Source organism: Sorangium sp. So ce296 (assembly GCF_051529605.1).
In the GTDB taxonomy this organism is placed as follows: domain Bacteria; phylum Myxococcota_A; class Polyangia; order Polyangiales; family Polyangiaceae; genus Sorangium; species Sorangium cellulosum_D.
In genome coordinates this window covers 5,886,368-5,912,372 of sequence record NZ_CP150325.1, presented here as the reverse complement: position 1 = coordinate 5,912,372, position 26,005 = coordinate 5,886,368, and the positions used below count along the sequence as shown (strand labels likewise).

Genomic DNA, 26,005 nt, shown 5'->3' with positions numbered 1-26,005 from the left:
ACAGCCAGCGAGAGGAGACTCGTGCTAGTCGAGTTTCATGCGTTCCTCATCTCGCGGAGATTCCCCGACGACCGGCTCCGGCGCGCGCCGCCGGGAGGCCGTGGTCGGCCTGCTGTCGTCATTCAAGCGCGCCCTGCACGCCAACGAGATCGCCGAGCGCCTCGGGGTCGAGCCGAGCCGCTACACGAAGCTGCAGCGGCTGCTCGAGGAGCTGTCGACGGAGGGCAGCATCGTCGCCCTCCCCGGCCAGCGGTTCCGCGTGAGCCGCCAGCAGGTCGAGGCGCGCGGCGCGGAGCACGAGGGGACGCTGACCGTGCACCCGCGCGGCTTCGGGTTCGTGTCGCTCGGAGGGGCGGCCGAGGACGTCTACATCTCGCCCGAGGCGATGGGCGGCGCGCTCCACGGCGACACCGTCGCGGTGCGCATCGCGACGCGCTCGCGGCGCGGCGTGGAGGGGGAGATCGTCCGCGTCGTCAAGCGGCGCCACGCGCGCGTGGCGGGCGTGCTCAGGCGGCGAGGCAGGAGCGCCTGGCTCGAGCCGGACGACGGGCGCGTCCGCGGGCCGATCGTGATCGTGCCGCGCGAGCCGGGCGGGCCGCTCGCGCCGCCCGACGCGGAGGACGGCGCCGCGGCGGTCGTGTCGATCGCCCGCTTCCCGGACCTGCCCGACGAGAACCCGGAGGGCGTGCTCGAGGCCGTGCTCGGGACGCCCGGCGACCCGAACGTGGAGGTCGCCAAGATCCTGCTGCGCGAGGGGATCGAGGAGGAGCACACGAAGGAGGCGATCGCCGAGGCCGAGGCGTTCGGGGGCGAGGTGCCGGCCGAGGCGCTCGAGGGGCGCACCGACCTCACCCACCTGCCGATGCCGACGATCGACCCGGAGGACGCGCGCGACCACGACGACGCGGTCTGGGTGATCCGCGAGGACGACGGCTCGTACCGGGCCTGGATCGCGATCGCCGACGTGTCGCACTACGTGCGGCCGGGCAGCGCGCTCGACCAGGCGGCGCTCGGGCGGGGCAACTCGATCTACCTGCCCGATCGCGCGATCCCGATGCTGCCGCGGGCGCTGTCGTCGAACCTCTGCTCCCTCCTGCCGGGCGTGATCCGGCTCTGCCTGTGCGTCGAGGTCGAGCTCGACGCGACCGCGACGGTGCGGCGCGCCCGCGTCATCGAGGGGTACATCCGGTCGATCGCGAAGCTCACCTACCCCGGCGTGGCGCGCGCGCTCGGCTTCACGCCCGATCCGCCGCGCAGCCCGGAGGCCGAGGCGCTGCGGAACGACCTCCAGGTGATGTGGGACCTCGCCCGGCTGCTCCGCGGCCGGCGGATGCGGCGGGGCGCGCTCGACCTCGACCTGCCCGAGGCGAAGGTGGTGCTCGATCCGTCGACGGGCGCGCCCGTCGACGTGCAGAAGCGCAGCCACGACCCCGGGGTGGCGAAGGCCTACCAGCTCATCGAGGAGATGATGCTCCTGGCGAACGAGACCTGCGCGCAGTTCGTGGTCGACCAGGGCATCCCCACCGTGTTCCGGTACCACGCGCCCCCGGACCAGGCGAAGCTCGAGCGCTTCGCGACGATGTGCGGGGAGCTCGGGCTCGCGTTCGATCCGGAGGACGCGGCCGATCCGAAGCGGCTGTCGGCGTTCCTGAAGAAGCTCGACGCGCACCCGCAGAAGCAGGTGCTGCACATGCTCCTGCTCCGCGCCATGAAGCAGGCGGTGTACGACGTGGCCAACGTGGGCCATTTCGGGCTGGCCTCGAGCGCGTACCTGCACTTCACCTCGCCGATCCGGCGGTACCCGGACATCACCGCCCACCGCGCGATCCGCGCGGTGCTGCGCGGCGAGCGCGTCGACCGGAGCGAGGCGGCGCTCGAGCGGCTGCGCGAGGCGGCCATCGTGGCGTCGGAGCGCGAGCGCAAGGCGATGGAGGTGGAGCGCGAGGTGGTCGACCTGCACCGCGCGCTCGTCATGCGCTCCCGGCTCGGGGACACCTTCGAGGGCACCGTGACGGGCATCGTGGGGACGGGCGTTTACGTCAACATCGAGGATCCCTTCGTCGACGTGCTCGTCCGCATGGAGTCGCTCGGCCGGGATGATTACGAGATCGACGACGAGGGGCTGCGCGTCATCGGCCGCCGGTCGGGGGACCGGATCGCGATCGGCGACGCGATGCTCGTGCAGATCGAGGACGTGGCGATCCTCCGGCGCACCATCTACGGCCGGCGGCTCGCCGGAGACGGGATGTCGGACGAGTCGAAGCCGCGCCGGCTGCGGCGCGACGCGGCGGACGCACGGACAACTCGTCGTGTCAAGACCAGCAAGAGCACGAAGCCCGCCAAGGGCCTGAAGGCCGGCAAGGGTGGCAACGGCGGCAAGAGCGGCAAGAGCGCCAAGGGGCGAAAGAAGCAGCGATAGCAGGGCGCCCGGGGGCGCCACCCTCCGCCGGCATTCCCGCCGGCCTTTGCCGCTCGGACGCACGAGCGCGCGACACCGATCAGCCGCGCTCGCGCGCGCCGATAAGCGCGCGAAACCTCCTCGAAATCGCTGAGATAGACCCTCGAAACCAACGAGGCCGGCCCGCGCCGCGCGCTGCTCGGTTCGCCCGCAGCGCGCGTCGACGCGAGATCCACAATCGCACCTCCTCCGCGCCTCTTCGCGCCTCCTTGGTGATCGAGCTTCGATCAAAAGAGGGCGGGCTCCTGCATTTTCCTTGCGTTCAGAAAACCACTATGGTCTCAACTTATTCATTCTAGGAGAGAGGTAACCAATGCCGAAGCCGACGTATCCCGCCTACAACGCTGGTGACTTCCTGGTCGATTACGAGGAGAAGGTCTTCGAAGACGTCAAGGCGAAGCCGGGAGAGAAGGCGCTGGTCACCTTTCACACCGTGGCCTTCGAGGGCTCGATCGGCCTCGTCAACGTGCTGACGGCGATCCGCCTTCAGCGTAAAGGGTTTGAGACATCCATCTTGCTGTACGGGCCGGGCGTCACGCTGGGGCTGCAGCGCGGCTTTCCGAAGCTCGGCAGCGAGGCGTTCTCCGGGCACCTCGCCGTGAACCAGCAGATCGGGCGGTTCATGGAGGAGGGCGGCAAGGTGTACGCGTGTCGGTTCGCGCTGCAGGCGCTCTACGGCCACGGCGAGCACGCGCTGATCCCGGGAATCAAGCCCATCAGCCCGCTCGACGTGCTCGACATCCAGCTGATCCACCGCCGGGAGAACGCGTTCATGGTCCACTCCTGGACGCTCTGACCCGAGCGCCGTCCATGGAGTACAACCGCAAAGTCCGGGCGGCCGCGGTGCAGGCCAGTCCCGTCCTCGGCAGCAGGGACGGGACGACCGAGCGCGTCGTCGCCGCGATCGCCAGGGCCGCGAAGGAGGGCGCCGAGCTCTGCGTTTTCCCCGAGGCGTTCGTCCCGTATTACCCCTACTTCTCCTTCGTGCTCCCGCCGCCCGCCATGGGGAAGGAGCACATGCGCCTTTACGACGAGGCGGTCACCGTCCCCGGCCCGGTGACGCGGGCCGTGGCCGCCGCCGCGCGCGCGCACGGGGTGGTCGTGGTGCTCGGCGTGAACGAGCGCGATCACGGCACGCTGTACAACGCGCAGCTCGTCTTCGACAGGGACGGCGCGCTCGTGCTCCACCGGCGCAAGATCACGCCGACCTACCATGAGCGGATGATCTGGGGGCAAGGCGACGGCTCGGGCCTCAGGACCGTGGACACCGCGGTCGGGAGGCTCGGCGCGCTCGCGTGCTGGGAGCACTACAACCCGCTCGCGCGGTTCGCGCTCATCGCGCAGCACGAGCAGATCCATTGCAGCCAGTTCCCCGGCTCGCTGGTGGGGTCGATCTTCGCCGAGCAGATGGAGGTGACCATCCGGCATCACGCGCTGGAGTCGGGGTGCTTCGTGGTGAACGCCACGGCCTTCCTGACGCCGGAGCAGGTCCGGGAGGTCGCGCCGAACGAGCAGCTCCAGGGCGTGCTGCGCGGCGGGTGCATGACGGCGATCGTGACGCCGGAGGGCGCGCACGCGTGCCCGCCGGTGACCGACGGCGAGGGGATGGCCGTCGCGGACCTCGACTTCGCCCTGATCACGAAGCGAAAACGGATGATGGATGCGGCGGGGCACTACGCCCGGCCCGACTTGCTGCGGCTTTGGATGGACACGGCAGAGCGACCGATGGTGCTCGGCGCGGGCAGCCCCAAGGCCTCCTCCCTCGATCCTGCGGCGGTGGACCATGGATACCCAGACGCTGATCACCGAGCTCCAGTCGTTCGGCCTGAGGCTGGCTGAGGCCCCCGAGGGCGCCCCGGGCGCGGGCGCCGCGGCCCCGAGCGAGCCCGCGTCGCCCGCGTCGCCCATGTCGCCCGCGTCGGAAGGCGACGAGGGCCGCCGCGCGGCGTGGACCTCGCGCCGCGGCGGGGCGGGGCCGACCCAGCACGTGGCGGCCACGCTCCGCGGCGCCACGGTGATGATCCCGATCCACACCGACCAGGCCGCGGCGTCGCCGTTCGTGGCGCGGATCGGGCGCGACGGCGCGGGGACCGTCGAGCGCGACGGCAGGGAGCTCGCGCCGATCGCCCTCGTGAAGGCGCCGCGCTTCTACGCCCTCTCGACCAGGGACGGCATCCCCTACCCCAAGATCGCGCTCCTGCACGGGGCGGACGTCCTCGCCTCGACGGTGCTCCAGACGTGCATCCGGTACTCGGAGCGCGACAAGGCGTGCACGTTCTGCGCGATCGGGCAGTCGCTCGCGGCCGGGCGCACCACCGCGAAGAAGACGCCGGAGCAGCTCGGCGAGGTCGCCGAGGCGGCGGCCCGGCTCGACGGGGTGCGGCACGTGACGCTCACCACGGGCACGCCGCGGTCGCCCGATCGCGGGGCGGCGCACCTCGCCGACTGCGCGCGCGGCATCAAGGCGCGCGTCGACCTGCCGGTGCAGGCGCAGTGCGAGCCGCCCGACGATTTCGCCTGGTTCGAGCGGATGCGCGCGGCCGGCGTCGACAGCCTGGGCATGCACCTCGAGGCGGTCGAGGACGAGGTGCGCGCGGTCGCGATGCCGGGCAAGGCCGAGGTGAGCGTGGCCCGGTACTTCGAGGCGTTCGAGGCGGCCGTGCGCGTGTTCGGCCGCGGCCAGGTGTCGACCTACCTCATCGCGGGGCTCGGCGACTCGCCGTCGTCGCTGCTCGACGCGAGCGAGCGGCTCATCGCGATGGGGGTCTATCCGTTCCTCGTCCCGCTCGTGCCCATCCCGGGGACGCCCGCGGCCGATCGCGCGCCGCCCTCGGGGGAGCTCATGCGGGCGCTCTACGCGCACATCGGCCCGCTGCTCGCGCGGGCGGGGCTGCGATCGAACGACGTGAAGGCGGGCTGCGCCCGCTGCGGCGCCTGCTCAGGGCTCTCGGGCTTCGAGGCGGAGGGCCGGGCCGCGGCGCCGCCGGACGCGGCACCGCCGGACGCGGGCGCGGCATGGACGATAACCTCGGAGAGCTCCGATGACGCCTCAGTACAGCTTCGAGCTTGTGCAGACGCGGGACACGTATCTCGCGTACCTCCGCTTGCGCCGGGCCACCTTCTGCGACGAGCAAGGGCTGTTTAAGACGACCGACGAGGACGACTGGGACGCCTCGGCGCTCCCCATCGCCGCCGTGCTGCGCGGGGCGCCGGGGGGCGAGGCGGTCGTCGGCACGGTGCGCATCTACGAGGCGGAGCCCGGCCTCTGGTACGGCGGCCGGCTCGCCGTCGAGCGCGCCCACCGCAAGCAGGGCGTGGTCGGCCGCGGCCTCGTCCACAAGGCGGTCACCTCCGCCCACGGCTGGGGGTGCCAGAGGTTCCTCGCGCTCGTCCAGGCGGCCAACGTGCCGTTCTTCGAGAGCATTCACTGGCGCTCCCTCGAGGAGCGGTCGTTCCGCGATCGCCCGCACCACCTGATGGAGGCCGACCTCGCGAGCTACCCGCCGGGCGACGAGCCCCGCCCGCCGCCCGGGCAGAGGTTCCGCTGATGCTCGCCGGCATCACGGCCGAGCTGCGGGGCGCGCTCGGGATCCTCGCGAAGCGGGACGTGCAGATCCCGGCGCGGTACCTGTCCGGCAAGCCGGGCGCCGGCGGCGCGGGCGGCGCAGGCGACGCGGCCGGCGCGAGCGGCGCCGCCTGCGCGATCGGCGCGGTCCATCGGCCCGCCGCGCTCGGCGACGACTGCGCGGCCATCCCCGACGGCGACGGCTACCTGCTCCTCGCCGCCGAGGGGATCTGGCCGACGTTCCTCGAAGGAGACCCGCGGTTCGCGGGCTACAGCGCCGTGATGGTCAACGTCAGCGACATCTACGCGATGGGCGGCCGCCCCATCGCCGTGGTCGACGTCGTCTGGGGGACCTCGGCCGGCGCTCTGGAGCCGGTCTGGGAGGGCATGGTCGCCGCGTCGCGCGCCTACGGGGTGCCGATCGTCGGAGGTCATACGAGCGCGCGCAGCCCCTACAACGCCCTCGCCGTGGCCATCGCGGGGCGGGCGCGGCGGCTCATCACGAGCTTCGCCGCGCGCCCCGGCGACGTGCTCGTCGCGGCGATCGACCTGCGCGGCAGGATGCACGCGGAGCACCCCTTCTGGAACGCCTCGACAGGCACCGACCCGGCGCGGCTCCGCGGCGATCTCGAGGTCCTGCCCGCCCTCGCCGAGGCGGGCCTGTGCGACGCGGGCAAGGACATCAGCATGGGCGGCGTCGCGGGGACGCTGCTGATGCTCCTGGAGACGTCCGGCGTCGGCGCGGTGCTCGACGTCGCGGCCGTCCCGCGGCCGGGCGACGCGCGCGATCTCTCGATCGCGCGCTGGCTGCTCGCGTTCCCGAGCTACGGCTTTTTGCTCAGCGTGCGCCCCGACGCCGCCGGCGCGGTCCTCGCGGCCTTCGCCCGGCGCGGCATCGCGAGCGCCGCGGTCGGCGCCGTCGACGGCTCGCGGCGGCTCACGCTGGAGGCCGCCGGCGAGCGGCAGACGCTCTGGGACCTGTCGGCCGAGCCGCTCACCGGCTTCGCGGGCGAGGGCGCGCGATGAGCGCCGGCGCCGCGCCCGGCGCGCCGCTCTCGGTCGCGCTGCTCACCTACTCGACAAAGCCGCGCGGCGGCGTCGTGCACACGGTCGAGCTCGCGGAGGCGCTCCACGACCTCGGCGTGGACGTCTGCATCTACGCGCTGAACAAGGACCAGGGCGGCTTCTACCGGCCGCCGCGCTGCCCCGCCGTCCTCGTGCCCGCCGCGCCCCCGCCGGAGGGGATCGACGCGGTCGTGCGGCAGCGCATCGCGGAATTCGAGGCCGGGCTGCGCCGCCTCGGGGCGCGGCACGACATCTGGCACTCCCAGGACTGCATCAGCGCGAACGCGCTCGCCGCGCTGCGCGCCGAGGGGCGCGTGCCCCACTTCCTCCGGACCGTGCACCACCTCGACGACTACGACAGCCCCTACCTGCGCGCCTGCCAGGAGCGCTCGGTGCGCGAGGCGGACGCGTGCCTCGTCGTCAGCGAGGCGTGGCGGAGGACGCTCCGGGCCGATCTCGGCGTCGACGCGGCGATCGTCCCGAACGGCGTGAGCCTGCGGCGGTACTCGCCGGCGCCGGACGCGCGCGACGCGGAGCTCCGGGCGCGGCTCAACGCGACCGGGTCGCCGCTCTACGTGACCGTGGGCGGCGTCGAGCCGCGCAAGAACTCGATCGGTCTGCTCAAGGCGTTCCTGTCGGTCCGGAGGCGGCTGCCCGGAGCCCAGCTGATCATCGCGGGCGGAGAGACGCTGTTCGATTACGCGCCCTACCAGCGCGAGTTCGAGGCGATCGCGCGGGAACACGGCGTCTTTCCGGCGCCCGCGGGCGCGCGTACGGCGGCGGCAGGCGCCGCGGGCGCGCCGCCGCCGCTCGTCCTCGCGGGCGTGCTCCCCGACGCGCTGATCCCGCCGCTCTACCGCCTCGCCGACGCGTTCGTATTCCCGTCCGTCCGCGAGGGATTCGGGCTCGTCCTGCTCGAGGCGATGGCGTCGGGCGCGCCGGTGGTGAGCTCTGCTCAACCTCCCTTCACCGAGTTCCTCCGAGACGGGGAGAGCGCGCTGCTCGTCGATCCCTCGAGAACAGAGGATCTCGCGGCCGCGATGGAGGCTATCCTGGAGGGAGGCGTGAGGCGGCGCCTGCGCGCGGCGGCGATCGAGGCCGCGGCGCGGTACACGTGGGAGCGCTCGGCGCGCATCGCGGCCGGCGTCTACCGCGAGTTCCTCGGATCCCGCCATAACTAGGACGAGCGACGTATGCCGGAGATGCGCTTCGTGATCGAGTGGCCGAGCGGCGAGCAGCAGGTCTGTTATTCTCCGTCGCTCGTCGTGAAAGAGCACCTCGACGTCGGGGAGAGCTACTCCATCGACGATTTCGTGTCGCGTTGCCGGAAGGCGCTCGAGATCGCGAGCGAGCGGGTCCTCAAGAAGTACGGGTTCCCCTGCAGCCTGGCGCGGGCGGAGGCGGCGCGCATCGCGAGCGCGGCCGCGCGATTCCACGGCCAGAGCGGGGCCAAGGTCCGGGTCCTCAAGTTCGTCGAGTGACGGAAGGAGCACGGTATGGTGTCGAAGTCGAAGATGGAGCGCCTCCTCAGCGAGCGCCAGTTCCTCGTGTCCGCCGAGCTGACGCCCCCGCGGCACTACGACCTGGAGAAGCTCTTGAAGCACGCCCGAAACATGGCCGGGTGTGTCGACGTGGTGCAGATCAACGATCACCTGCTCTCCCAGGCGCGCTGCGCCAACATGGCAGTCGGCCATTTCGTCAAGCAGGAGGGGCTCGAGCCGGTGCTCCAGTTCTCGCTCCGCCACAAGAACAGGATCGCCCTCCAGGGCGACCTGCTCGGGATGGCGGCGCTCGGGCTCTCGAACATCATCATCCTGGGCGGCTATCCGTGCGCCATCGGCTCGGATCCCGAGGCCAAGGAGGTGAGCGACGTCGACAGCTACGCGGCGATCGAGCTGACCCGCCGGATGACGCGCGAGGGGAGGCTCTACAATGGAGACGTCATCTCGCCGGCGCCCTACTTCCACGTCGGGACCATCGATTTCCCGTGCGGGGAGCAGGCGATCGCCGGGGCGATGGACCGGCTCAGCGCGAAGATCGACGCGGGCGCGAGCTTCATCCAGGTGCAGGCGGTGTTCGAGCTCGCGCCGATGCGCCGCTGGATGGCCGCGGTGGTCGAGCGCGGGCTCCACGAGCGCGCGCACTTCATCGCGGCGATCTTCCCGTTCGCCGGCGTGGACCGGCTGAGCTTCTTGCAGAAGGTGCCGGGCCTCGTGGTGCCGGAGCACCTGATCGAGCGCGTCCGCCAGAGCGGCGACGCCGAGGGCGAGAGCTACCGGATCACGCTGGAGCTCATCCGCGGGCTCCGCGACGTCCCCGGGCTCTCGGGCATCCACATGCGCTCCATCGGCGCGGAGGACTGGGTGCCCCGGCTGGTCGAGGAGGCGGGGCTCCGCCGCGCGGCGTGAGCCGGCGGGCGGCGTGAGCCCCTCCGGCCGGGGGCTCACCCCCTGTGCGCGATCCAGAGCAGCGCGAGGCCGTTCATCCGGCGCTCGCGGCGCTCGATCTCGAAGCCCGTGCCGCTCAGATCGGCGGTGAGCCGGTCCTCGGTGTGGCGGTAGGTGACCTCCGCCGCGTCGGCCCACGCGAGCATCGCGTGGGCCGTCTGCGGGTTGTACCGGTGGCCGCGCAGGTAGCCGGCCATGGCGACGCGGTTCATCCCGGGCGCGGGCTCCAGGAGCGCGAGGCGGCCGCCCGGGCGGAGCACGCGCGCCGCCTCGGCGAGCACCGGGCCCGGCTCGGGCACGTGCAGGAGCAGGTTCGACGCGGTCACCACGTCGAACGAGGCGTCGGGGAACGGGAGCCGCGTCGCGAGCGCCTCCCGGAAGGTCACGTTGTCCAGGCCGAGCGCCTTCGCCCGCTGCGCGGCGCGCTCGACCATCGCCGCGGTCGCGTCGATCCCGACCGCCTCGTGGCACCGGCGCCCCATCTCGCGCGTCAGCCGGCCGGTGCCGCAACCGAGGTCGAGGCACCGCTCCTCCACGCCAGGATCGGCCAGCGTGACGAGCTCGTCGATGAGCGTCGCGTACGGCCCCTCCGCCTGCATGCGATCGAAGAAGTCGACGAGCTCGTGGAACGGGGTCGCCTGCTCCTTCGCCGCGTACCGGTCGCGCCACCGCCAGACGTCGTCGAGCGCCTGGTACGTGCCCCGGTAGTACAGGAGCGGCGCGCCCGCCTCGCCCCGGCCGGACGAGAGCGCGCGGCCGACATAGATGATGTGATCGCCGCCGTCGTACGCGTGCTCCACCTTGCAGTCGATGAAGGCGAGCACGTCCTTGAGGATCGGGCTGCCGGACTCGGCCACGTGCGCCTCGGTGAGCACCGCCTGCCGATCGATGTCCGTGCCCTTGCCGGCGAACAGATCCGAGATGTCCCGCTGCTGCTCCCGCAGGATGTTCACCGCGAAGACGCCCGACGCCTCGATGGCCGCGCTCGTGCGCGAGCGCCGGTCCGCGCAGAACAGCACGAGCGGCGGATCGAGCGAGACGGCGCTGAACGAGTTCACCGTCATCGCGTGCGGCGTGCCGTCCTGCACCGTGGTCACGAGCGTGATTCCGGTCGCGAACTGGCCCAGCACCTTCCGGAACTCCGCGGGATCGAAGAGCATAGGCCATAGTACGCGCTCGGCGCGCACCCGGGATCCAGGATCTGCGCCGCGCGCGCGCTCTCGTCCATCGCCACGCGGCCATCGCCACGCGGCCATCGCCACGCGGCCATCGCCACCGCGCGCGCAACTCACCCGGCGTCGCGCCGCGCGAGGTCCGGCGCGAACGCCGGTATGCAGAGAGCGAAGTACTCGCTCTCCTCGTCGAACGGGTTGCTGTAGCGGACGCGCTGATCGGGCTCCGTCCAGATGGCCTGCCCGGCGGAGAGGTCGACCGTCTCGCCCGCGATCTCGACGCGCATGCGGCCGCGGATCATCAGCGTCAGCTCGCCGAACGCGGGCGTCTGCGCCGGCTCGCTCCACCTGGGCGGCGCCACCATGTGCGCCAGGCTGAAGCCGTCCGTGCCGGTGTTCACGCGGCCGAAGAGCTCCTCGATCAGCTTGCCGCCAGGCACCGGGATGCGCGTGGCGGACGTGACGAGACGGTAAGGGCGCGCCATCGAGGACCTCCAGATCAGAACGCGCGCGTCCGATCGTCGGACACGCGGTAGAGCTGCATGAGCAGGTGGCGGCCGCCGTACGGCTGCAAGTAGCGGAGCGCAGCGGCCTTGCTCGCCACGAAGCGGTGGTAGCGCCGCGCCGGCACGACCACGAGATCGCCCGCGCCGACCCAGATCCGCAACCACTCGTCGTTCATGCAGCGGACGTCGTACAGGGCCTGCCCCTCGAGGAAGAGCCGCACCTCGTCGCCGAGGTGGCAGTGCTCGTCGGCCTCCCGCGCGCTCTCCGCCTCATCGCGAGGATTGCTCGTGTCGCGTCGGACCTCGTCGTGCTCCGTCCACCCGCGCTCCGCGTTCACGCGCTGCAAGGCCAGCGCAGCTGCGCCCGGGTCGAACGTGCCGCACCGGATCCCTTCCGCCTGGAGCTCCGCCTCGGTGAACTCGATCTCGCCTTCAGCGCTCATTCGGATCGCACGCATGCGCACCCTCCGGGACTGGGCTCTTCGACCTCTGCGCGCGCGCGACGTCAAGACGCTAACCGCGTCCAAGCAGCCACATCAGACCCGCGATGCTGAGAGCCAGCACACCCAGCGCGAGCAACGCAATCAGCGCCTCGGTGAACCCCCACCCGCCACCCTGCGCAACGCGCGGCGCCGCCGCGGCAGGCCGCGCGAGCGGCGATAACGTGCTCGCGGAGGCAGGCGAAGGCGTCGGCGTGGAAGTCGGCGAGGATGACGGCGCGGAGGACGCCGCGGACGGCTCCTCGGCCGAAGGAGGCTCGACGGCCGAGTCCGCAGGGAGCGGCTCGCACGGGCTGCGCTCGATCTCCGCGAGCGCCTCGGCGGCCGGATGCTCGAACACAAGCCGATCGGCCGAGATCGCCAGCACCTGTCCAGGCCGCCAGATCGTATCGAACTGAGGCACCGGAACGCCGTCGAGCGAGGCGCCGGAGCGCGACCCGAGATCCTGAACTGAGAATTGGTCGCCTCTGCGCGTAATGGCCACATGGCGGCGGGAGACGTCCGGGTCGTCGAGCGTGAGATCGGCGTCCTGGGCGCGCCCGACGAAGTAGGGTCGCCCGGGCGCCTCCACGTGCAGCGCGCGGCCGCGGTCCGGGCCGTCCACGACGACGACGCGCGGCGTGGGATCCTCGCCCTGGGCGGCGAGGCCGCGGGCGACGAGCTCGAGGGCGAGCTCCTTGGCGGCCGCGGCGGGGGAGGCCTTCGGGACCGCCGGCTCGATCCGGAGCGCGAGCCACACGCGCCCGATGCGGATGCGGTCGCCGGTGCGCAGCGGCATCGCCGTGCGCGGGGCGATGCGCGTCTTGCCGAGGAAGGTGCCGTTCTCGCTGCCCTCGTCGAGGAGCAGGTAGGTGGCGCCGCGCTGCCGGATCGACGCGTGCCGGGGGCTCACGCTCGTGTCGGGGAGGCGGACCTCGCAGCCCTCGGCGCGGCCGAGGATGATGCGGGGCGCGTCCAGGGTCAGCGAGAGCTCGCCCTCCCTCCCCGCCCCGCCGGGCGAATTCACCGCCCCGCCGGGCGAGAGCACCACGATCGTTAGCGCCATCGACGCTGCCTCTGCGCGGAAGGGCCGCGGGGGGTCAAATCGCCGCCGTGCGACGCATCCGCTCGGTGGCGCTGACGAGCTGCCGCACCGCCTGATCCTGCTGCCGCGCCGCCTCCTCGATGCGCTTGCCGGCCTCGATGAGCTGCTCGCCGCCGCGCGTCTGGCTGCGGTGCGAGGCGTTGAGGCTGTGGACCTGGTTCGAGATCTGCTCGATCGCGCTCGTGATCTGGCGGCCGCCGCGCGCCTGCTCCTGGCTCGACCGCTCGACGTGCTGCGTGATGGTCCGCATCTTCTCCGCGCTCTTCATGATGAGCTCCGAGCCGCGCGCCTGCTCCGCCGTGGCGGCGGCGATCTGCTGCACCGTCTCGGCGATGCGGCCGATCGCGTCCGTGACCTGCTTCGACCCCTTGGCCTGCTCGACCGTGGCCCGGGCGATGGCGCGCACCATGTTCGTCGACTTCTGCGAGCTCTCCAGGATCTTCTTCAGGGCCCGCTCGGCCTCGTTCGACACCTCGACGCCGCGGTCGACGTTGTGCGCGCCGCGCTCGACGGCGGCGATCGCGTTCTTCGACTCGGACTGGATCGTCTTGATGAGCTCCGCGATCTCCTTCGTGCTGCCGCCGGCGCGCTCGGCGAGGTCCTTGATCTCGTCGGCGACGACGGCGAAGCCCTTGCCGTGCTCGCCGGCCTGGGCGGCGATGATCGCGGCGTTCAGCGCGAGCAGGTTCGTCTGCTCGGCGACGTCGTCGATGACGGCCAGGATCTGCCCGATCGCCTCGATCCGGAAGCCGAGGTTCGAGATGACGGCCACGGCCTCCTGGCTCGACTCCTTGATGCGGTAGATCTCGCCGATCGTCTTCAGGATGGCCTCGGCGCCCTTCTCGGCGTCGGTCGCCACCTCCTCCGAGAGCCGGGCCGTCTCGTTCGCGTTCGACTGGACCTGATCGATGGAGACGTCCATCTGGTTCATCGAGGAGCTCGTCTCCTCGGCCGTCAGCGCCAGGGCGTCGACGTTCTTCGCGACCTCGCGGATCGAGTAGGCCATCTCCTCGATCGACGAGACCGTCTCGCGCACGCTCGACCCGAGCTCGCCGACGTTCTCGGCGACCTCCTCGTTCGTGGCGGTCATCTCCAGGATGCTCGAGCTCGACTCCTCGGCGCTCGACGCGAGCGACTCGACCGACTGGGCGATGTTGGCGAGGGCGGTCGTCATGTCGCGGATGTACACGGTCGCCTGCTCGCTCGCGTGCATGACGCTGCTCACGCCGTCGCTCAGCTTGGGCAGGAGCTCGTCGAGCAGCACGGTGGCCTGGGCCAGCTCCGACCGGCGCTGCTTATCGCGCAGCTCGGACTGGGTGACCCGCTCCGCGATGCCGGTGAGCTCCGAGTAGAGGCGCGAGAGCTCCGGCGGCGCGCCCGGCGGGACGCGCACCCGCTCGCCGGCGGTGGCGCGCAGCACGGCGTCGACGAGCGCGTCGACGTCGATGTCGGGGCCGCGCTGCGCGAGGTCGTTCACCTTGCGGGTGAGGTTCGCGCACTCCCGCTCGAGGGTGTCGCGCTCCTTCGTGAGCCCGTCGCGCTCCTTCAGGAGCCCGTCGCGCTCGCGGCTCAGGCTGTCCCGCTCCCGCTCCAGGGCGTCGCGCTGCCGCTCGACCCCGTCGCGCTCGCGGCTCAGGCCGTCCCGCTCCCGCGCGAGCTTGTCGCGCTCCTCGGCGAGCGCGTGGCGCTCCTCCGCGAGCTCGGCCTGCCGGCCGGCCAGCTCGGCGATCTGCTCGTAGGTCTCGGCGATGTCGGCGGGGGCGCCCTCGGGCAGCTTGGGCCGCTTGCCCCGCGCGGCCGCGCGGAGCGCGTCGCGCAGGCCCCCGAGGGGGACGCCGCCCTTGCCCGCGAGGCTCGCGTACACCACCGCCACCGCCGCGGAGAAGCCGAAGAACATGAACAGCTGGCCCGAGAACTCCGCCAGCGACCTCGACGCGAAACTCAACCCGAGGCCGACGAGCGCGAGGACTACGGCGATGGGGATGGAGAGCTGCTTGGAGTTCATTTCGTGCGTTCCAGCGCGGTCGAGCGGCGGCGCGCGCGTGGGCCAGCGCGCACCCGACGACCCCGAGGACGCCCGAGCGTAAGAGGCGAGTGCCCCCCGGTGCAAGGAGAGCGCGCGGCAGAAGCGCGGTGAGGGGCCGCGGGCAGGCGAGCCGCGGACCGGAGCGCTGCCTGGGCAGGGGCGCAGGGGCGCAGGGGCGGCCGCGCGGCCAGGGCCGGCGTGTGGGGAAGTCGCGATGAATTTGGACGACCTCGACCCGATGGCGTATGCACGGAGACGCGGCGGAGAAGGACCGCCGCGGGGGCTCGGCGCGGGCGCCGGTTCCTCCAGGCTCGACCCTGAACACCGCCGCAGACCGCGGCGGCCGCCCGGCCGTCCTGGCCGCCGGGGTGGCCACGCGGCCGGGCGGCCGTGGCCGCCCCGCCATGCCCCTCGCCGCTCGCCTCCTGCTCGCCTTCGGGCTCGTCGCGATCATCGCGACGGCGTTCGTCGGCCTGACGTTGCGCGAGGCGTCGCGCGAGATCATCGAGAGCGGCTTCGCCGATCGGATCGACGCGGCGCACGCCGGCGTGCGGCAGCAGCTCGCGTGGGAGGCCGAGGCGCTGCGCGATCTCCTGCCGCCGTTCTGCCAGCACGACACGTTCGTCGACAAGGCCCACGTCGAGCTGGAGCGGGCCAAGGGCGACCCGGACGCGATGGACCCGACGAGCCGCATCGCGCTGCGCCGCCTGGTCCCGAGCCAGGCCAAGGCGCTGCGCCTCGACGCGCTGTCGCTCGTGGCGGCCAACGGAAGCGTCCTCGCGGCCGAGGACGCCTCGCGCATCGGCGCCCGCGACCCGCGGCTCGCGGAGGCGATCAAGGCCCCGGGGGGCGCGCCGCGGCTCCGGCCGGCGAAGGCGGGCGGCGAGCCGTCGCTGGAGGTCCACTGCGCCCTGTCGCGGCACGGGGTGACGATCGGCCTCGTGGGGGCGCGGCGGATCGGCCCGGTGCTCGCGCGCATCGGCGACGCGTACCACGTGCGGCTCACGGCGACGCCCGAGGGGGGGCCCGCGCCCCGGAGCGGCGAGGCCGAGGTGGTGCGCGTCCTCGACTTCCCGGAGATCCCGGGGCTCGACGTGGTCGCCTCGGTGTCGCGCGAGCCGCTGAGGCAGGCGCTGGCCCGGCTCGATCGCTCGATCGCGCTGACCGGCGCCACGGTGCTGGCGATCGCCCTCGGGATCGCCGTGGTGCTGGCGCGCAGCCTGTCGCGGCCGATCGCGGCGCTGGCCCGCGAGACGCGCGAGGTGATGAGCGGCGCGCCGCGGCGGGTGGAGGGGCGCGGGGGGCGGGAGATCGCGGATCTCGCGGCGGCGTTCAACGCGACCATCGACGAGCTCGCCGCGATGCGCAAGCGCCTGGCGGCGACGGAGCGGATCGCGGCGCGGCGCGAGGTCGCCCGGCAGATCGCCCACGAGATCAAGAACCCGCTGGCGCCCATCCGGGCGGCGGTGGAGACGCTGCGCCGGCTGCGGCAGCGCGAGGACCCGGCGTTCGACGACTACTTCGAGGAGGCGACGTCGACGGTGCTGAACGAGGTGCACCGGATCGCGAACATCGTGACCGAGTTCACGCGGTTCGCCCGGCTGCCGGCGCCCAACCCGGAGCCGGTCGATCTCGTGGCGATCGCGCGCGGGGTGGTCACGCTGCACGCGGCGCCGGCGGGCGAGGAGACGGGCGGGACGACGGGCGGCGCGGCGTCGCCGCGGGTCGAGCTCGTGGCCGAGCCGATCCCGAAGGTCTCGGCGGACCGGGACCAGCTGATCCAGGTGCTCACGAACCTGGTCCAGAACGGGCTGGAGGCGGCGGGCGCGGTCCGGCGCGACCCGCGCGTCTCGGTGACGATCGGCCCGCTGCCGAACGATCGCGTGCGGATCGTGGTGCGCGACAACGGGCCGGGGGTGGCCGAGGACATGGTGCCGCGCCTGTTCGAGCCGTACGCGACGAGCAAGGAGAAGGGGACGGGGCTCGGGCTCGCGATCGCGCAGCGGATCGTGTTCGAGCACGGGGGGGAGATCGCCTACCGCAAGGCCCAGAAGGGGGGCGCGGTCTTCGAGATCTGGCTGCCGGTCGGGGGGCCGCCGCTCCTGGAGAAGCCGCCGGGGGACACCACGGTGCGGCCGAGGGCGCCGGACGTGCCGTGACGGGGGCGCCGCCCGCGGGCGCGCGCCCCCGTCGCGGGGCTCTCTGACTAGAGCGGCTGGTTGTCGTACTTGCAGGCCGAGCTGCAGCCGTCGCCGCTCGTGTTGTTCCCGTCGTCGCACTCTTCGTAGGGGCTCTGCCGGATGCCGTCGCCGCAGTGCGGCCCGTACTTGCACCCCGGCGCGCACTTGCCGTAGCCGCCGGTGTTCTTGCCGTCGTCGCACTGCTCGGGGCCGTTGACCACGCCGTCGCCGCAGCGCGGCCCGTACTTGCACAGCGGGCCGCACTCGCCGTAGCCGCCGTCGTTCACGCCGTCGTCGCACTGCTCGCCGAGGTGGGCCTGCACGACGGAGTCGCCGCACTGGGCGCCGAGGCGGCAGTTGCTGCTGCAGCCGGTCGCCTCGTTCGGGGGATCGCACTGCTCGCCCCACTCCTCGTCGATGCGGCTGTCGCCGCACCGGGCCGCCGGCGTGCAGTCGGGGAAGCAGCTCCCGTAGAAGCCGTCGTTCACGCCGTCGTCGCAGGTCTCGGCGCCGTTGATGGTCGCGTCGCCGCAGTACGGACCGTAGGTGCAGGAGGCGCTGCACCCGTTGTACGCGCCGGTGTTCATCCCCTCGCCGAGGTCGCAGTCCTCCTCGTCGGGCTGCACCACGCCGTCGCCGCACCGCGGGCCGTAGAGGCACATCGGGGCGCACTCGCCGTAGCCGCCGTCGTTGCGACCGTCGTCGCACTCCTCGCCGTAATTCGACTGCACCACCGCGTCGCCGCAATGCGCGCCGAGCTGGCAGCCCACGCAGTTCGGGTCGGTGGGGTCGTCGCACTCCTCGCCCCACTCCTCGTCCACGCGGCCGTCGCCGCACCTCGACGCAGGCGTGCAGTTCGGGTTGCAGGTGCCGTAGAAGCCGTCGTTCTTGCCGTCGTCGCACTGCTCGGGCCCGTTGACCACGCCGTCGCCGCAGGACGGCCCGATCTCGCACGCGGTCGTGCAGCCGCCGTAGCCGTTCGCCGTGTTGCCGGAGCCGAGATCGCACGCCTCGTACGGCGCGTTGACCAGGCCGTCGCCGCAGCGGGGCGGGGCCACGCACCCCGGCGCGCAGGCGTTCGAGGCGTTGGCGTAGGTGCTGTTGTTGACGCCGTTGTCGCAGGCCTCGGGGCCGTTCTTCACGCCGTCGCCGCAGTAGGCGCCGAGCTGGCAGTTGTTGCACTGGCCATAGCCGGTCCCGTTCGCGCGGCCGTCGTCGCACTCCTCGCCCGGCGTGACGACCGGCGGCTCGACCCCGCACTGCGGCGTGCACACCGACGTTCCGGCGCTGAAGCCCGCCAGCGTGAGCTGGTAGTTCGATCCGGTGACGTGGCGCTCGGCCTGGAACACCGCGATCTCGTAGACCTTCCCGTGCTCGAGGTTGAGGTCGACGGTGTAGGCCGCGCGGTTCGGGCAGCCGGAAGAGGTGGGGCAGGGGGTCACCTGGGCGTCGCCGTTGTCGAGGATGGTCACGCTCTCCTGGGCTTGCCCGTGGATGCCGCCGATGTCCGCGGTCAGCGTGTTCTTGATGAACACCCAGACGTCGTCGTCACCGTAGAAGGTGAGCACGGGGTTGTTGCTCGCGTTGCCGTCCGAGCGGTGCTGGAACCAGTACCGGACCTCGCTCGTGAAGTAGAAGTTGTGCCCGTTGTCCTGCGCCCGCTCCAGCCCGGCGGCGACGAGGCTGTCGAGCGCGGGATCGGCGCCGGGCGGGTCGAGGTCCAACGGCCAGAACGGGTTCCGCTGGTACACGTACCTGCCGCTGCCGGCGCCCGTCTCGGTCAGCTGGATGGTCGTGACGAGCGTCCTGTTGAAGATCGGGTTGTCCCGGTACCACCACTGGAAGTTCTCCTGCCCCGTGGTCCAGCCGTTGCTGCTGGCCGGCTCGAAGTAGCCGTTACCGTGGGCGTTCACGGGCTTGCCGTCGGCGTCGAGCGTCGACTCGACGGTGCCGTCGGTCTGCAAGGTGGTACCGCTGGGCGTGATCTCGAAGTCGAAGTGCCCGATGAGGCGGTCCGTCAGGCGGGCGTCGCACTGGGAATTGCTCGCGCTGGTCTCCCTCGGGCACCAGCCGATGAAGTCGCGGAGGACCATCGGCAGCCGCATCTCTGTGGGCGCCACGGTGCAGACGTAGCCCGGCTCGATCCGGCAGTCGGCGGAGCAGCCGTCGCCGCTCTCGGTGTTGCCGTCGTCGCACTGCTCGGTGGCGTCGCCGGGCAGGAGGATGCCGTCGCCGCAGATCGAGAGGCACGCGCCGGCCCTGCAGTCGGGCTCGCGCTTGCAGTCCGGCGTGCAGCCGTCGCGCCAGTTGCCGTTGCCGTCGTCGCAGACCTCGGTGCCCTCGCGGACGCCGTCGCCGCACACGGAGCGGCCCGTGCAGTCCTGGGGCTCGCGATTGTCGCACACCCGGCCGGGCTCGATCCGGCACCGATCGTCGCAGCCGTCGCCGGAGACGAGATCGCCGTCGTCGCACTGCTCGGCGCCGACCTTGATCCCGTCGCCGCAGACCGTCTTGCAGGGGAACCCAACGCGCGAGCAGTCCCACCCCCTCTCGATGGTCCGGCAATCGGCGCTGCAGCCGTCGCCGCTGGCCGGCTCCTCACCGTCGTCGCACACCTCGTCGCCGCCGATCACGCCGTCGCCGCACACCGGGGGCGGGGGCGGCGTGCAGGCGCCGCCGGCCGGCGGGCACGTCCAGCCGAGCTCGATCTTGCACTGCGCGGTGCAGCCGTCGCCGCCGGCGGGCGACGCCCCGCCGCCGTCGTCGCATTGCTCGCCGACCTGCACGACCCCGTCGCCGCAGAAGGTCCTCACGGTGCAGGGTTGGCCCGGCCTGCAGACCCAGCCCTCCTCGAGGCGGCAGTCCGCGGAGCAGCCGTCGCCGCTCTTCGGCACCGCCTCGCCGTCGTCGCACTGCTCGCTGCCGTTCACGCGGCCGTCGCCGCAGCGGTAGAGCAGGATGCACGGCTCGCCCGGCCTCGGGCACACGTACGACGCGTCCCGCACCTGGCAGTCGGCGCTGCAGCCGTCGCCGTCCGCGGCGTTGCCGTCGTCGCAGAGCTCTCCCGGCTGCACCTCGCCGTCGCCGCACTCGAGCAGCCGCTCGCAGGGCGACCCGGGCGTCGGGCAGTAGTAATAAGGCTCCTGCCGGCACAGGCTCGAGCAGCCGTCGCCGCTCGCGGTGTTGCCGTCGTCGCACCCCTCGCCGGTCTCCTTGGCGCCGTTGCCGCAGACCGGCAGCGGCGTGCACGGCTGACCGGGCCGGCTGCACTGATATCCCGGCTCGCGCTTGCACTCGGCGTCGCAGCCGTCGCCCGACGCGGGCGGGTCGTCGCCGTCCTCGCACTCCTCGGAGCCGTTCACGCGGCCGTCGCCGCAGTCGTAGAGCAGGAGGCACGGCTCGCCCGGCCTCGGGCACACGTACGAGGAGTCGACGTAGAGGCAATCGGCGCTGCAGCCGTCGCCGTCCGCGGTGTTGCCGTCGTCGCAGAACTCGCCGGGGTGGAGGATGCCGTCGCCGCACGCGATGGTCAGCCGGCAGGGCTGGCCGGGCGTCGTGCACTCCCAGTAGGGCTCGACCTGGCACTGCCCCGAACAGCCGTCGCCGGGCAGGGTATTGCCGTCGTCGCAGGTCTCGGCCTCCTGGTTCTTCGCCCCGTCGCCGCACGCGGGATCGGGCGGCAGGAAGCACTCGGGCGGCGGCTCATCGACGTCGCACGGATCCGGCTCGCCCGCGCCGCTGCCGCCGAGGCCAGGGCCGCTGCCGACCGTGAACTCCGGCTCGCCGCCGGCGCCGCCGGAGCCGGGCCCGCCGGTGCCGGAGCCCGCGCCGCTCCCGGAGCCCGTGGCGTCGCCCGGGGACGAGACGCCCCCGCCGCAACCCGCCGTGATTTGAAGCAATCCCAACGCCAAAGCCAGATAAGAGGTTCTCACGCCCACAGCCACCTCGATAACGCACGTTGCGCTCAGCAGAGGCCAACGGCGCTAGGATGCACCATATCGTAAACGCGCCTCACACCTCTAGCGTTAAATCACACCTCGTTGTTTCGACGCTTCGCCGCTTCGACGTTTCGCCGTTTCGCCGTGCCCGTGCGGCTGTGCTCGGCGCGCCTCGCTGCCCTCGGCCTTTCCTGGTCGTCGGGATCGTCGTGCGTGCGTGCGTGCGTGCGTGCGTCCTACCCGCGTAGGCCGAGAGCCGCGCGAAGGGATGACGCACCTGACGCGACGCAGGGTGCTGGCGGGGGTTGGCGGATGGCTGCTGAGGCGAGCGCGGCAGGGCTTCGCGCTTGACAGCGCCGGCGTTCCAGCGCGCCCGCGCGCGGCGCGGCGTTCGCGCCACAGTGCCGCGAGCGGCGGGGGGAGCTTGAGACAAATCGCCGCGGCGGAGTCGGCCGTGGGCCTCGGCGTTCCGGCTCGCTCCGGAGCGGAGGGACATGCATACGCCGCCACCTCGCGCGGCTGGCCACCTCAGCCGTGTTCCGCGCCGGCGGCCGGGCGCGGCGCGCGAGGGCACGGGAGATGAATACCGCGCCGGCATGCGCGCACGCTGGGTCGTTCCTCTCGCCATGATCACCGCGCTTCCGCTCGGCTGCCTGGATCGGTCGGAGCGCCGGGTCGAGCAGATCGCCGAGGCGACCCCGCCGCCGGCTCCGGGGCCGCTCGACGTGCCGCCCTCTGCCCGCGAGGCGGTCTCGCTCCAGGAGGGCTTCGCGCCGATCGTGTCGCGCGTGAGCGCCGCGGTCGTGAACGTCTCCTCGGTGCGGTTCGTGCGCCCACCGGCGCCCGAGCGCGTCCCGTTCTTCTCGAACCCGTTCTTCCACGAGTTCTTCGGGATGGGCGGCGACGGGCGCGACGGGCGCGACGACAGGGGCGGCCAGGAGGGCCAGGCGCCGGGCCCGCTCGTGCAGCGCGAGCAGAGCCTCGGATCGGGCGTGATCGTGTCGCGCGAGGGCCACGTGATCACCAACGCGCACGTGGTCCAGGGCGCAACTCAGGTCAGCGTCGCCGTGCCGGGGCGGCAGGAGATGAAGGCGACGGTCGTCGGCGTGGACGCGAAGACCGACGTCGCGGTGCTGAAGCTCGAGGGGGGCGAGTTCGCGTTCGCGCCCTTCGGCGACTCGGACGCGGTGCGCGTGGGCGACTTCGCGCTCGCGATCGGCAACCCGTTCGGCATCGGCCAGACCGTCACCCAGGGGATCATCAGCGCCGTCGGCCGCGGCAACATGGGGATCGTCGACTACGAGGACTTCCTCCAGACCGACGCGGCCATCAACCCGGGCAACTCGGGGGGCGCGCTCATCAACATGGCGGGTGAGCTCATCGGGATCAACACGGCCATCCTCGCGCGCGGCGCGCAGGGCAACCAGGGCATCGGGTTCGCCGTGCCCTCGAAGCTCGCGCGCGCGGTGATGGACCAGATCGTGGAGCACGGCCGCGTGATCCGCGGCGCGCTCGGCGTCGCGATCCAGGACGTCTCGCCCGGGCTCGCCGAGGCGCTCGGGCTGCCCCCGGACACGCGCGGCGCGGTGGTCAGCGACGTGTCCGCGGGGAGCGCCGCCGACAAGGCCGGCCTCCGGCGCGGCGACGTGATCGTCGCGCTGCGCGGGGAGCACCTCGACGACGGCCGCGACTTGCGGATGCGCATCGCCGAGACGAAGCCGGGCACCCGGGTCGAGCTGCGCGTGCTCCGCGACGGCCGGAGCCTGGAGCTCGCCGCGACCCTCGACGAGCTGCCGGAGCCGAAGGCGGAGGCGCCCACGCCCGCGCCGACGCCGACGGGCGCGCTGGGCATCGAGGTCGCCGCGCTCTCGGACGACCTGCGGCGGCGGTTCGAGATCCCCGGCGACGTGAAGGGCGCGCTCGTCGTGGGGCTCAGCCCGGGCAGCCCGGCCGCGCGGGCGGGGCTCGGCCCGGGGGACGTCATCCTGGAGGTGAACCGGAAGCCGCTGACGGGCCCCGAGCAGCTGAAGCAGGAGGTCGACGCCACGGACAAGCGGCCGGTGCTCCTCCTGGCGTGGCGGGAAGGGCGGACGCGCTTCGTGCTCGTGGAGCGGTGAGCCCGGGCGGCGCACCCCGCGCCGGCCCGCCGCCGGCGCCGGTCACTCGGCGATCACCATGATCTCGGTCGCCTTGATGAGCGCCTGCACCTCCTTGCCGACCGAGAGCCCGAGCTCCTTCACCGCGTCGCTCGTGATCACCGCGACGAGCTCCGTGCCGCCCGGCCCCTCCATCACCACCTTGGCCATCACGTCGCCGACCACGATCTCCGTGATCTTCCCGGGAATCTTGTTCCTGCCGCTGATCTGCATCCCCACCCTCACCCGGGGGATCGTAGTGCCGAGCGGTCCGATCGTCCCCGCGTGGTTCGCCGAGAGTCTCACAGCCACGAGGAGTAACTTAGTGTGGCGAACTGATTGTTCCGCGCGGGCGCCGAGAGCCCGTAGGCGCCGCGACCGTTCAGGCCGGGAGCGGCTGGCCGCCGGCCCTGCCCGGCCGGCGCCGCGCGACCTCGATCCCGGAGATGCAGACGGCCAGCCACATGCTGCCCGCGGCGAACCCCGCGAGCACGTCGCTCAGGTAGTGCACGCCGAGGTACATCCGGCTGAAGCCCATCGCCACGGTCCAGCTGAGCGCGAACGCGACGAGCGCGAGGCGAGCGCGGAGCGTCCGGAGGAACAGGAGACCGAGGTACGAGAGCATGCCGAACGTGACAAACGTGCCCATCGAGTGTCCGCTCGGGAAGCTCCACCCCGCGGCGACCGCGAGCGGCTCGTCGAACAGCGGCCGCGGCCGCGCGAACAGGGCCTTGAGGGCCTGGTTGAGGAGCCCGCCCCCGGCGAGCGCGATCAGCCAGCCGACCGCGAGGACGCGCTGCCGTCGGCTCAGCAGCAGCGCGGCCACGACGAGGGCCAGCACCGTGAGCGCCCAGCCGCTGCCGAGGTGGGTGAAGGCGCCGAGCGCCGTCACGCCGGCGCTGCTCGACGACGCGTGGAGGGCGCGCGCGAGCGCGAGATCGACCTGAACGATCCACGCGTCGCCGCTCACCGCCTGCGCGATCGCGACGAACACGAGCGCGGCCAGGGTGAGCGCGAGGCCGAGGCCGAGGTGGATGACGAGGTACTCGGACGCGGAGAGATCGCGGAGCACCCGCGCGATCGCGGGGAACCGGGCGGAGAGCCGCTGCGTGATCGGGTGCTCGGCCGCCGCGCGGTAAGCCCCCGCGGCCCGCCCCCACAGCGCGCGGGCGTGGCGCTCGGAGAGGCGCGCGACCGCGACCAGCCCGAGGAGGGCCCCCACGGTCCCGGCCAAGAGCAACGCGAGCAGCAGAACGGGCCGCGCGCCGACCGCCGAGGCGAGCTGATCCGCGCGGACATCCAGCGCTTCCATGGCCGGAGCTCTAGCACGCGGGCTGCCCGGTCCGGCGCGGCGCTGCGGCGCAGCGCGCGCGGCGGGTCGCGCGCACGGGGCGAGCGACACGCGTGTCTTGCTTCGGCCGCTCGCGCAGCATCCCCTCGACCCGTCGCAGCTCGCCGCGGGCGGCGCACGTGCTCTCGGTGCTCACCGGGGTGCGCCGCTGGCGGGCGTGCTGGGGTTCGAGGCGCGGACGTCCCCGTGCCGCTTTCGTGCTGGCGAGGCCAAGGCTGGGAAGGGTGAGGTATCCCGAACAGCGCGCCGCAGCGAACGCTCCTTGAAGGCGCGGGGCTCGCGGTCTCTTGCCGGAGGTGGAGCATGTCGATGCGCGCGAAAGGGATGGTGCTCTTGATCATCGGCCTCGTCTGCGCGAGCTGCGCGAAGAGCGAGGAAGAGATCCAGGACGAATTCGACGCGATCGTCGCCGAGTCGAGCGCCTGCAACGACGCCTCGGAATGCGTCTATGCGTCGCCCGGCTGCCCGCTCGGGTGCTTCGTGGCCGTGAACAGCGCCAAGAAGGCGTATGTGGAAGAGGAGGCGCGCGCGCTCATCGAGGACTACGAGCGCTTTGGGCGGTACTGCGCGTACGAGTGCGTCGCGCCCGGCCCGCTCGAGTGCACTGCGGGCCGCTGTCAGGAGGGGGACGCCTCGCCCTGACGCGCGGGTCGCCGCCCCGGGCTGCCTCAACGTGCGCCCCGGGCTCCACCTGCGCCCCGGGCTCCCAACTGGGCCCGCGCCTCGTCAGCGGCCGGGCTGCCCAGCCTGGGCGAGGTTCGCCCTTCTAGACGACCGGTCTACTAGATGCTACGCTGCGACGTCATGAACGGGACTGCCGCCGCCACCGACGTCCGCCGGCACATCCTCGACGTGGCCCAGCCGCTGCTGCTCCGTAAGGGCTTCACCGCCGTCGGCCTGGCCGAGGTGCTGACGGCGGCGCAGGTGCCGAAAGGCTCGTTCTATCACTACTTCGGTTCCAAGGAGGCCTTCGGCGAGGCGGTGCTCGATGCCTATTTCGCCGGCTACCTCGCGCGGATGGACGCGCTCCTGGCGCAGCCGGGCACGGCCGCGCAGCGGCTGGTCGCCTACTTCCACGACTGGCTCGACTCGCAGACCGGCGAGGAGGCGCAGAGCCGTTGTCTCGTGGTCAAGCTCGGCGCGGAGGTCTCCGATCTGTCCCAGAGCATGCGCGCGGCGCTGGAGCGCGGCACCCGCGGCATCATCCAGCGCCTGGCGCGCTGCATCGAGGCGGGCAGAGCGGACGGCTCGCTGGCGGCCGCGCCGGACGCGCACGCGGTCGCGGTCACGCTCTACCAGAGCTGGCTCGGCGCCAGTCTGCTGGCCAAGATCGCCCGCGATCGCGCGCCGCTGGACACGGCCATGGCCGGCACGCGGCAGCTCTTGGGTCTGGCGCAGACGGCCTGAGGCGGGAGAGGTACATGCATCCCCGCCTTTCGTCGCGCCCGCCTTCTAGACGACCGGTCTACTCGAAGGTCCACGCCGCGCTCGCCTCGCCCGTGCCAGTGCCAGTGCGCCGAGGGCGCGCCGGAGCGAGCGAGCAGAACATTGTTCCACCCCACGTCAACCACACCTCAC

Annotated in this window: 21 protein-coding genes; 13 read left to right on the top strand and 8 right to left on the bottom strand. The window is 72.7% G+C overall.

Features of this window, described 5'->3' with window-relative positions; genetic code table 11:
* Positions 1-37: 37 nt before the first annotated feature.
* The 9 genes from rnr (at position 38) to WME98_RS21975 (ending at position 9,496) form a co-directional block, all read left to right on the top strand.
* On the top strand, positions 38-2,419 hold the full coding sequence (gene rnr, locus WME98_RS22015) for a ribonuclease R (RefSeq protein ID WP_437953063.1): 2,382 nt from the start codon (positions 38-40) through the stop codon (positions 2,417-2,419).
* 352 nt (positions 2,420-2,771) lie between these two features.
* Positions 2,772-3,254, top strand: a complete 483-nt coding sequence (locus tag WME98_RS22010) for an MSMEG_0572/Sll0783 family nitrogen starvation response protein (protein WP_020742060.1) — start codon at positions 2,772-2,774, stop codon at positions 3,252-3,254.
* 14 nt (positions 3,255-3,268) lie between these two features.
* The gene (locus WME98_RS22005; RefSeq protein ID WP_061622449.1) at positions 3,269-4,297 is read left to right on the top strand and encodes a Nit6803 family nitrilase; all 1,029 of its coding nucleotides are present in this window, start codon (positions 3,269-3,271) and stop codon (positions 4,295-4,297) included.
* Positions 4,242-5,603 carry an MSMEG_0568 family radical SAM protein gene (locus WME98_RS22000; RefSeq protein ID WP_437953062.1) on the top strand — a complete coding sequence of 454 codons (1,362 nt, stop codon included), beginning with the start codon at positions 4,242-4,244 and terminating at the stop codon, positions 5,601-5,603. The genes WME98_RS22005 and WME98_RS22000 overlap by 56 nt, the downstream gene beginning before the upstream one ends.
* Positions 5,563-6,006, top strand: coding sequence for an MSMEG_0567/Sll0786 family nitrogen starvation N-acetyltransferase (locus WME98_RS21995; protein ID WP_437953061.1), 444 nt, complete (start codon positions 5,563-5,565; stop codon positions 6,004-6,006). The genes WME98_RS22000 and WME98_RS21995 overlap by 41 nt, the downstream gene beginning before the upstream one ends.
* The gene (locus WME98_RS21990) at positions 6,006-7,049 is read left to right on the top strand and encodes a sll0787 family AIR synthase-like protein (RefSeq protein ID WP_437953060.1); all 1,044 of its coding nucleotides are present in this window, start codon (positions 6,006-6,008) and stop codon (positions 7,047-7,049) included. Before WME98_RS21995 ends, WME98_RS21990 begins: the two co-directional genes overlap by 1 nt.
* Positions 7,046-8,269: an MSMEG_0565 family glycosyltransferase gene (locus WME98_RS21985; RefSeq protein ID WP_437953059.1), complete on the top strand. Its 1,224-nt coding sequence runs from the start codon at positions 7,046-7,048 to the stop codon at positions 8,267-8,269. Before WME98_RS21990 ends, WME98_RS21985 begins: the two co-directional genes overlap by 4 nt.
* 12 nt (positions 8,270-8,281) lie before the next feature.
* Entirely contained in the window at positions 8,282-8,569 is a 288-nt protein-coding gene (locus tag WME98_RS21980; protein WP_437953058.1) for an MSMEG_0570 family nitrogen starvation response protein, read from the top strand.
* A gap of 15 nt (positions 8,570-8,584) precedes the next feature.
* Positions 8,585-9,496, top strand: a complete 912-nt coding sequence (locus WME98_RS21975; protein ID WP_437334952.1) for a methylenetetrahydrofolate reductase — start codon at positions 8,585-8,587, stop codon at positions 9,494-9,496.
* Positions 9,497-9,531: 35 nt separating this feature from the next.
* On the opposite strand, the gene WME98_RS21970 is transcribed toward WME98_RS21975, so the two are convergent.
* The 5 genes from WME98_RS21970 to WME98_RS21950 all read right to left on the bottom strand — a co-directional run bounded on the left by WME98_RS21970 (position 9,532) and on the right by WME98_RS21950 (position 14,802).
* Positions 9,532-10,695 (bottom strand): flavin reductase, encoded by a 1,164-nt coding sequence (locus WME98_RS21970; protein WP_437953057.1) that lies wholly within the window; start codon positions 10,693-10,695, stop codon positions 9,532-9,534.
* A gap of 128 nt (positions 10,696-10,823) precedes the next feature.
* On the bottom strand, positions 10,824-11,192 hold the full coding sequence (locus WME98_RS21965; protein ID WP_437953056.1) for a cupin domain-containing protein: 369 nt from the start codon (positions 11,190-11,192) through the stop codon (positions 10,824-10,826).
* A gap of 14 nt (positions 11,193-11,206) precedes the next feature.
* Positions 11,207-11,656 (bottom strand): 1,2-dihydroxy-3-keto-5-methylthiopentene dioxygenase, encoded by a 450-nt coding sequence (locus tag WME98_RS21960; RefSeq protein ID WP_061627661.1) that lies wholly within the window; start codon positions 11,654-11,656, stop codon positions 11,207-11,209.
* A gap of 70 nt (positions 11,657-11,726) precedes the next feature.
* A complete protein-coding gene (locus tag WME98_RS21955) occupies positions 11,727-12,758 on the bottom strand; it encodes an FHA domain-containing protein (protein ID WP_437953055.1) in 1,032 nt (343 codons plus the stop codon).
* Between the two features lie 34 nt (positions 12,759-12,792).
* On the bottom strand, positions 12,793-14,802 hold the full coding sequence (locus tag WME98_RS21950; RefSeq protein WP_437316913.1) for a methyl-accepting chemotaxis protein: 2,010 nt from the start codon (positions 14,800-14,802) through the stop codon (positions 12,793-12,795).
* Between the two features lie 425 nt (positions 14,803-15,227).
* On the opposite strand from WME98_RS21950, the gene WME98_RS21945 reads away from it, so the two are divergent.
* Entirely contained in the window at positions 15,228-16,982 is a 1,755-nt protein-coding gene (locus WME98_RS21945) for a sensor histidine kinase (protein ID WP_437953054.1), read from the top strand.
* A 47-nt stretch (positions 16,983-17,029) separates the two neighbouring features.
* On the opposite strand, the gene WME98_RS21940 is transcribed toward WME98_RS21945, so the two are convergent.
* Complete coding sequence (locus tag WME98_RS21940; RefSeq protein ID WP_437954016.1) at positions 17,030-20,902, bottom strand: DUF4215 domain-containing protein; 3,873 nt, start codon at positions 20,900-20,902, stop codon at positions 17,030-17,032.
* A 665-nt stretch (positions 20,903-21,567) separates the two neighbouring features.
* On the opposite strand from WME98_RS21940, the gene WME98_RS21935 reads away from it, so the two are divergent.
* A complete protein-coding gene (locus WME98_RS21935) occupies positions 21,568-23,058 on the top strand; it encodes a Do family serine endopeptidase (protein WP_437953053.1) in 1,491 nt (496 codons plus the stop codon).
* Positions 23,059-23,100: 42 nt separating this feature from the next.
* Here the strand turns inward: WME98_RS21935 and WME98_RS21930 are convergent, their stop codons facing one another.
* Together WME98_RS21930 and WME98_RS21925 are read right to left on the bottom strand one after the other, a co-directional pair.
* Positions 23,101-23,388, bottom strand: a complete 288-nt coding sequence (locus WME98_RS21930; RefSeq protein ID WP_437953052.1) for a TOBE domain-containing protein — start codon at positions 23,386-23,388, stop codon at positions 23,101-23,103.
* A 70-nt stretch (positions 23,389-23,458) separates the two neighbouring features.
* Positions 23,459-24,388, bottom strand: a complete 930-nt coding sequence (locus WME98_RS21925; protein WP_437953051.1) for a phosphatase PAP2 family protein — start codon at positions 24,386-24,388, stop codon at positions 23,459-23,461.
* Positions 24,389-24,736: 348 nt separating this feature from the next.
* Between WME98_RS21925 and WME98_RS21920 the strand changes: the two genes are divergently transcribed.
* Complete coding sequence (locus WME98_RS21920) at positions 24,737-25,069, top strand: hypothetical protein (RefSeq protein ID WP_437953050.1); 333 nt, start codon at positions 24,737-24,739, stop codon at positions 25,067-25,069.
* 162 nt (positions 25,070-25,231) lie between these two features.
* The gene (locus WME98_RS21915; protein WP_437953049.1) at positions 25,232-25,834 is read left to right on the top strand and encodes a TetR/AcrR family transcriptional regulator; all 603 of its coding nucleotides are present in this window, start codon (positions 25,232-25,234) and stop codon (positions 25,832-25,834) included.
* Positions 25,835-26,005: the final 171 nt, after the last annotated feature.

What these genes read in the sequence shown, in the direction of transcription:
- WME98_RS21920 (WP_437953050.1), top strand. Translation starts at nt 24,737, where the DNA reads ATGCGCGCGAAAGGGATGGTGCTCTTGATCATCGGCCTCGTCTGCGCG.
- WME98_RS21975 (WP_437334952.1), top strand. Translation starts at nt 8,585, where the DNA reads ATGGTGTCGAAGTCGAAGATGGAGCGCCTCCTCAGCGAGCGCCAGTTC.
- WME98_RS22005 (WP_061622449.1), top strand. Translation starts at nt 3,269, where the DNA reads ATGGAGTACAACCGCAAAGTCCGGGCGGCCGCGGTGCAGGCCAGTCCC.
- WME98_RS21915 (WP_437953049.1), top strand. Translation starts at nt 25,232, where the DNA reads ATGAACGGGACTGCCGCCGCCACCGACGTCCGCCGGCACATCCTCGAC.
- WME98_RS21950 (WP_437316913.1), bottom strand. Translation starts at nt 14,802, where the DNA reads ATGAACTCCAAGCAGCTCTCCATCCCCATCGCCGTAGTCCTCGCGCTC.
- WME98_RS21965 (WP_437953056.1), bottom strand. Translation starts at nt 11,192, where the DNA reads ATGGCGCGCCCTTACCGTCTCGTCACGTCCGCCACGCGCATCCCGGTG.
- WME98_RS21925 (WP_437953051.1), bottom strand. Translation starts at nt 24,388, where the DNA reads ATGGAAGCGCTGGATGTCCGCGCGGATCAGCTCGCCTCGGCGGTCGGC.
- WME98_RS22000 (WP_437953062.1), top strand. Translation starts at nt 4,242, where the DNA reads ATGGATACCCAGACGCTGATCACCGAGCTCCAGTCGTTCGGCCTGAGG.
- WME98_RS21985 (WP_437953059.1), top strand. Translation starts at nt 7,046, where the DNA reads ATGAGCGCCGGCGCCGCGCCCGGCGCGCCGCTCTCGGTCGCGCTGCTC.
- WME98_RS21955 (WP_437953055.1), bottom strand. Translation starts at nt 12,758, where the DNA reads ATGGCGCTAACGATCGTGGTGCTCTCGCCCGGCGGGGCGGTGAATTCG.
- WME98_RS21970 (WP_437953057.1), bottom strand. Translation starts at nt 10,695, where the DNA reads ATGCTCTTCGATCCCGCGGAGTTCCGGAAGGTGCTGGGCCAGTTCGCG.
- rnr (WP_437953063.1), top strand. Translation starts at nt 38, where the DNA reads ATGCGTTCCTCATCTCGCGGAGATTCCCCGACGACCGGCTCCGGCGCG.
- WME98_RS21960 (WP_061627661.1), bottom strand. Translation starts at nt 11,656, where the DNA reads ATGAGCGCTGAAGGCGAGATCGAGTTCACCGAGGCGGAGCTCCAGGCG.
- WME98_RS21990 (WP_437953060.1), top strand. Translation starts at nt 6,006, where the DNA reads ATGCTCGCCGGCATCACGGCCGAGCTGCGGGGCGCGCTCGGGATCCTC.
- WME98_RS22010 (WP_020742060.1), top strand. Translation starts at nt 2,772, where the DNA reads ATGCCGAAGCCGACGTATCCCGCCTACAACGCTGGTGACTTCCTGGTC.
- WME98_RS21935 (WP_437953053.1), top strand. Translation starts at nt 21,568, where the DNA reads ATGATCACCGCGCTTCCGCTCGGCTGCCTGGATCGGTCGGAGCGCCGG.
- WME98_RS21945 (WP_437953054.1), top strand. Translation starts at nt 15,228, where the DNA reads ATGCCCCTCGCCGCTCGCCTCCTGCTCGCCTTCGGGCTCGTCGCGATC.
- WME98_RS21980 (WP_437953058.1), top strand. Translation starts at nt 8,282, where the DNA reads ATGCCGGAGATGCGCTTCGTGATCGAGTGGCCGAGCGGCGAGCAGCAG.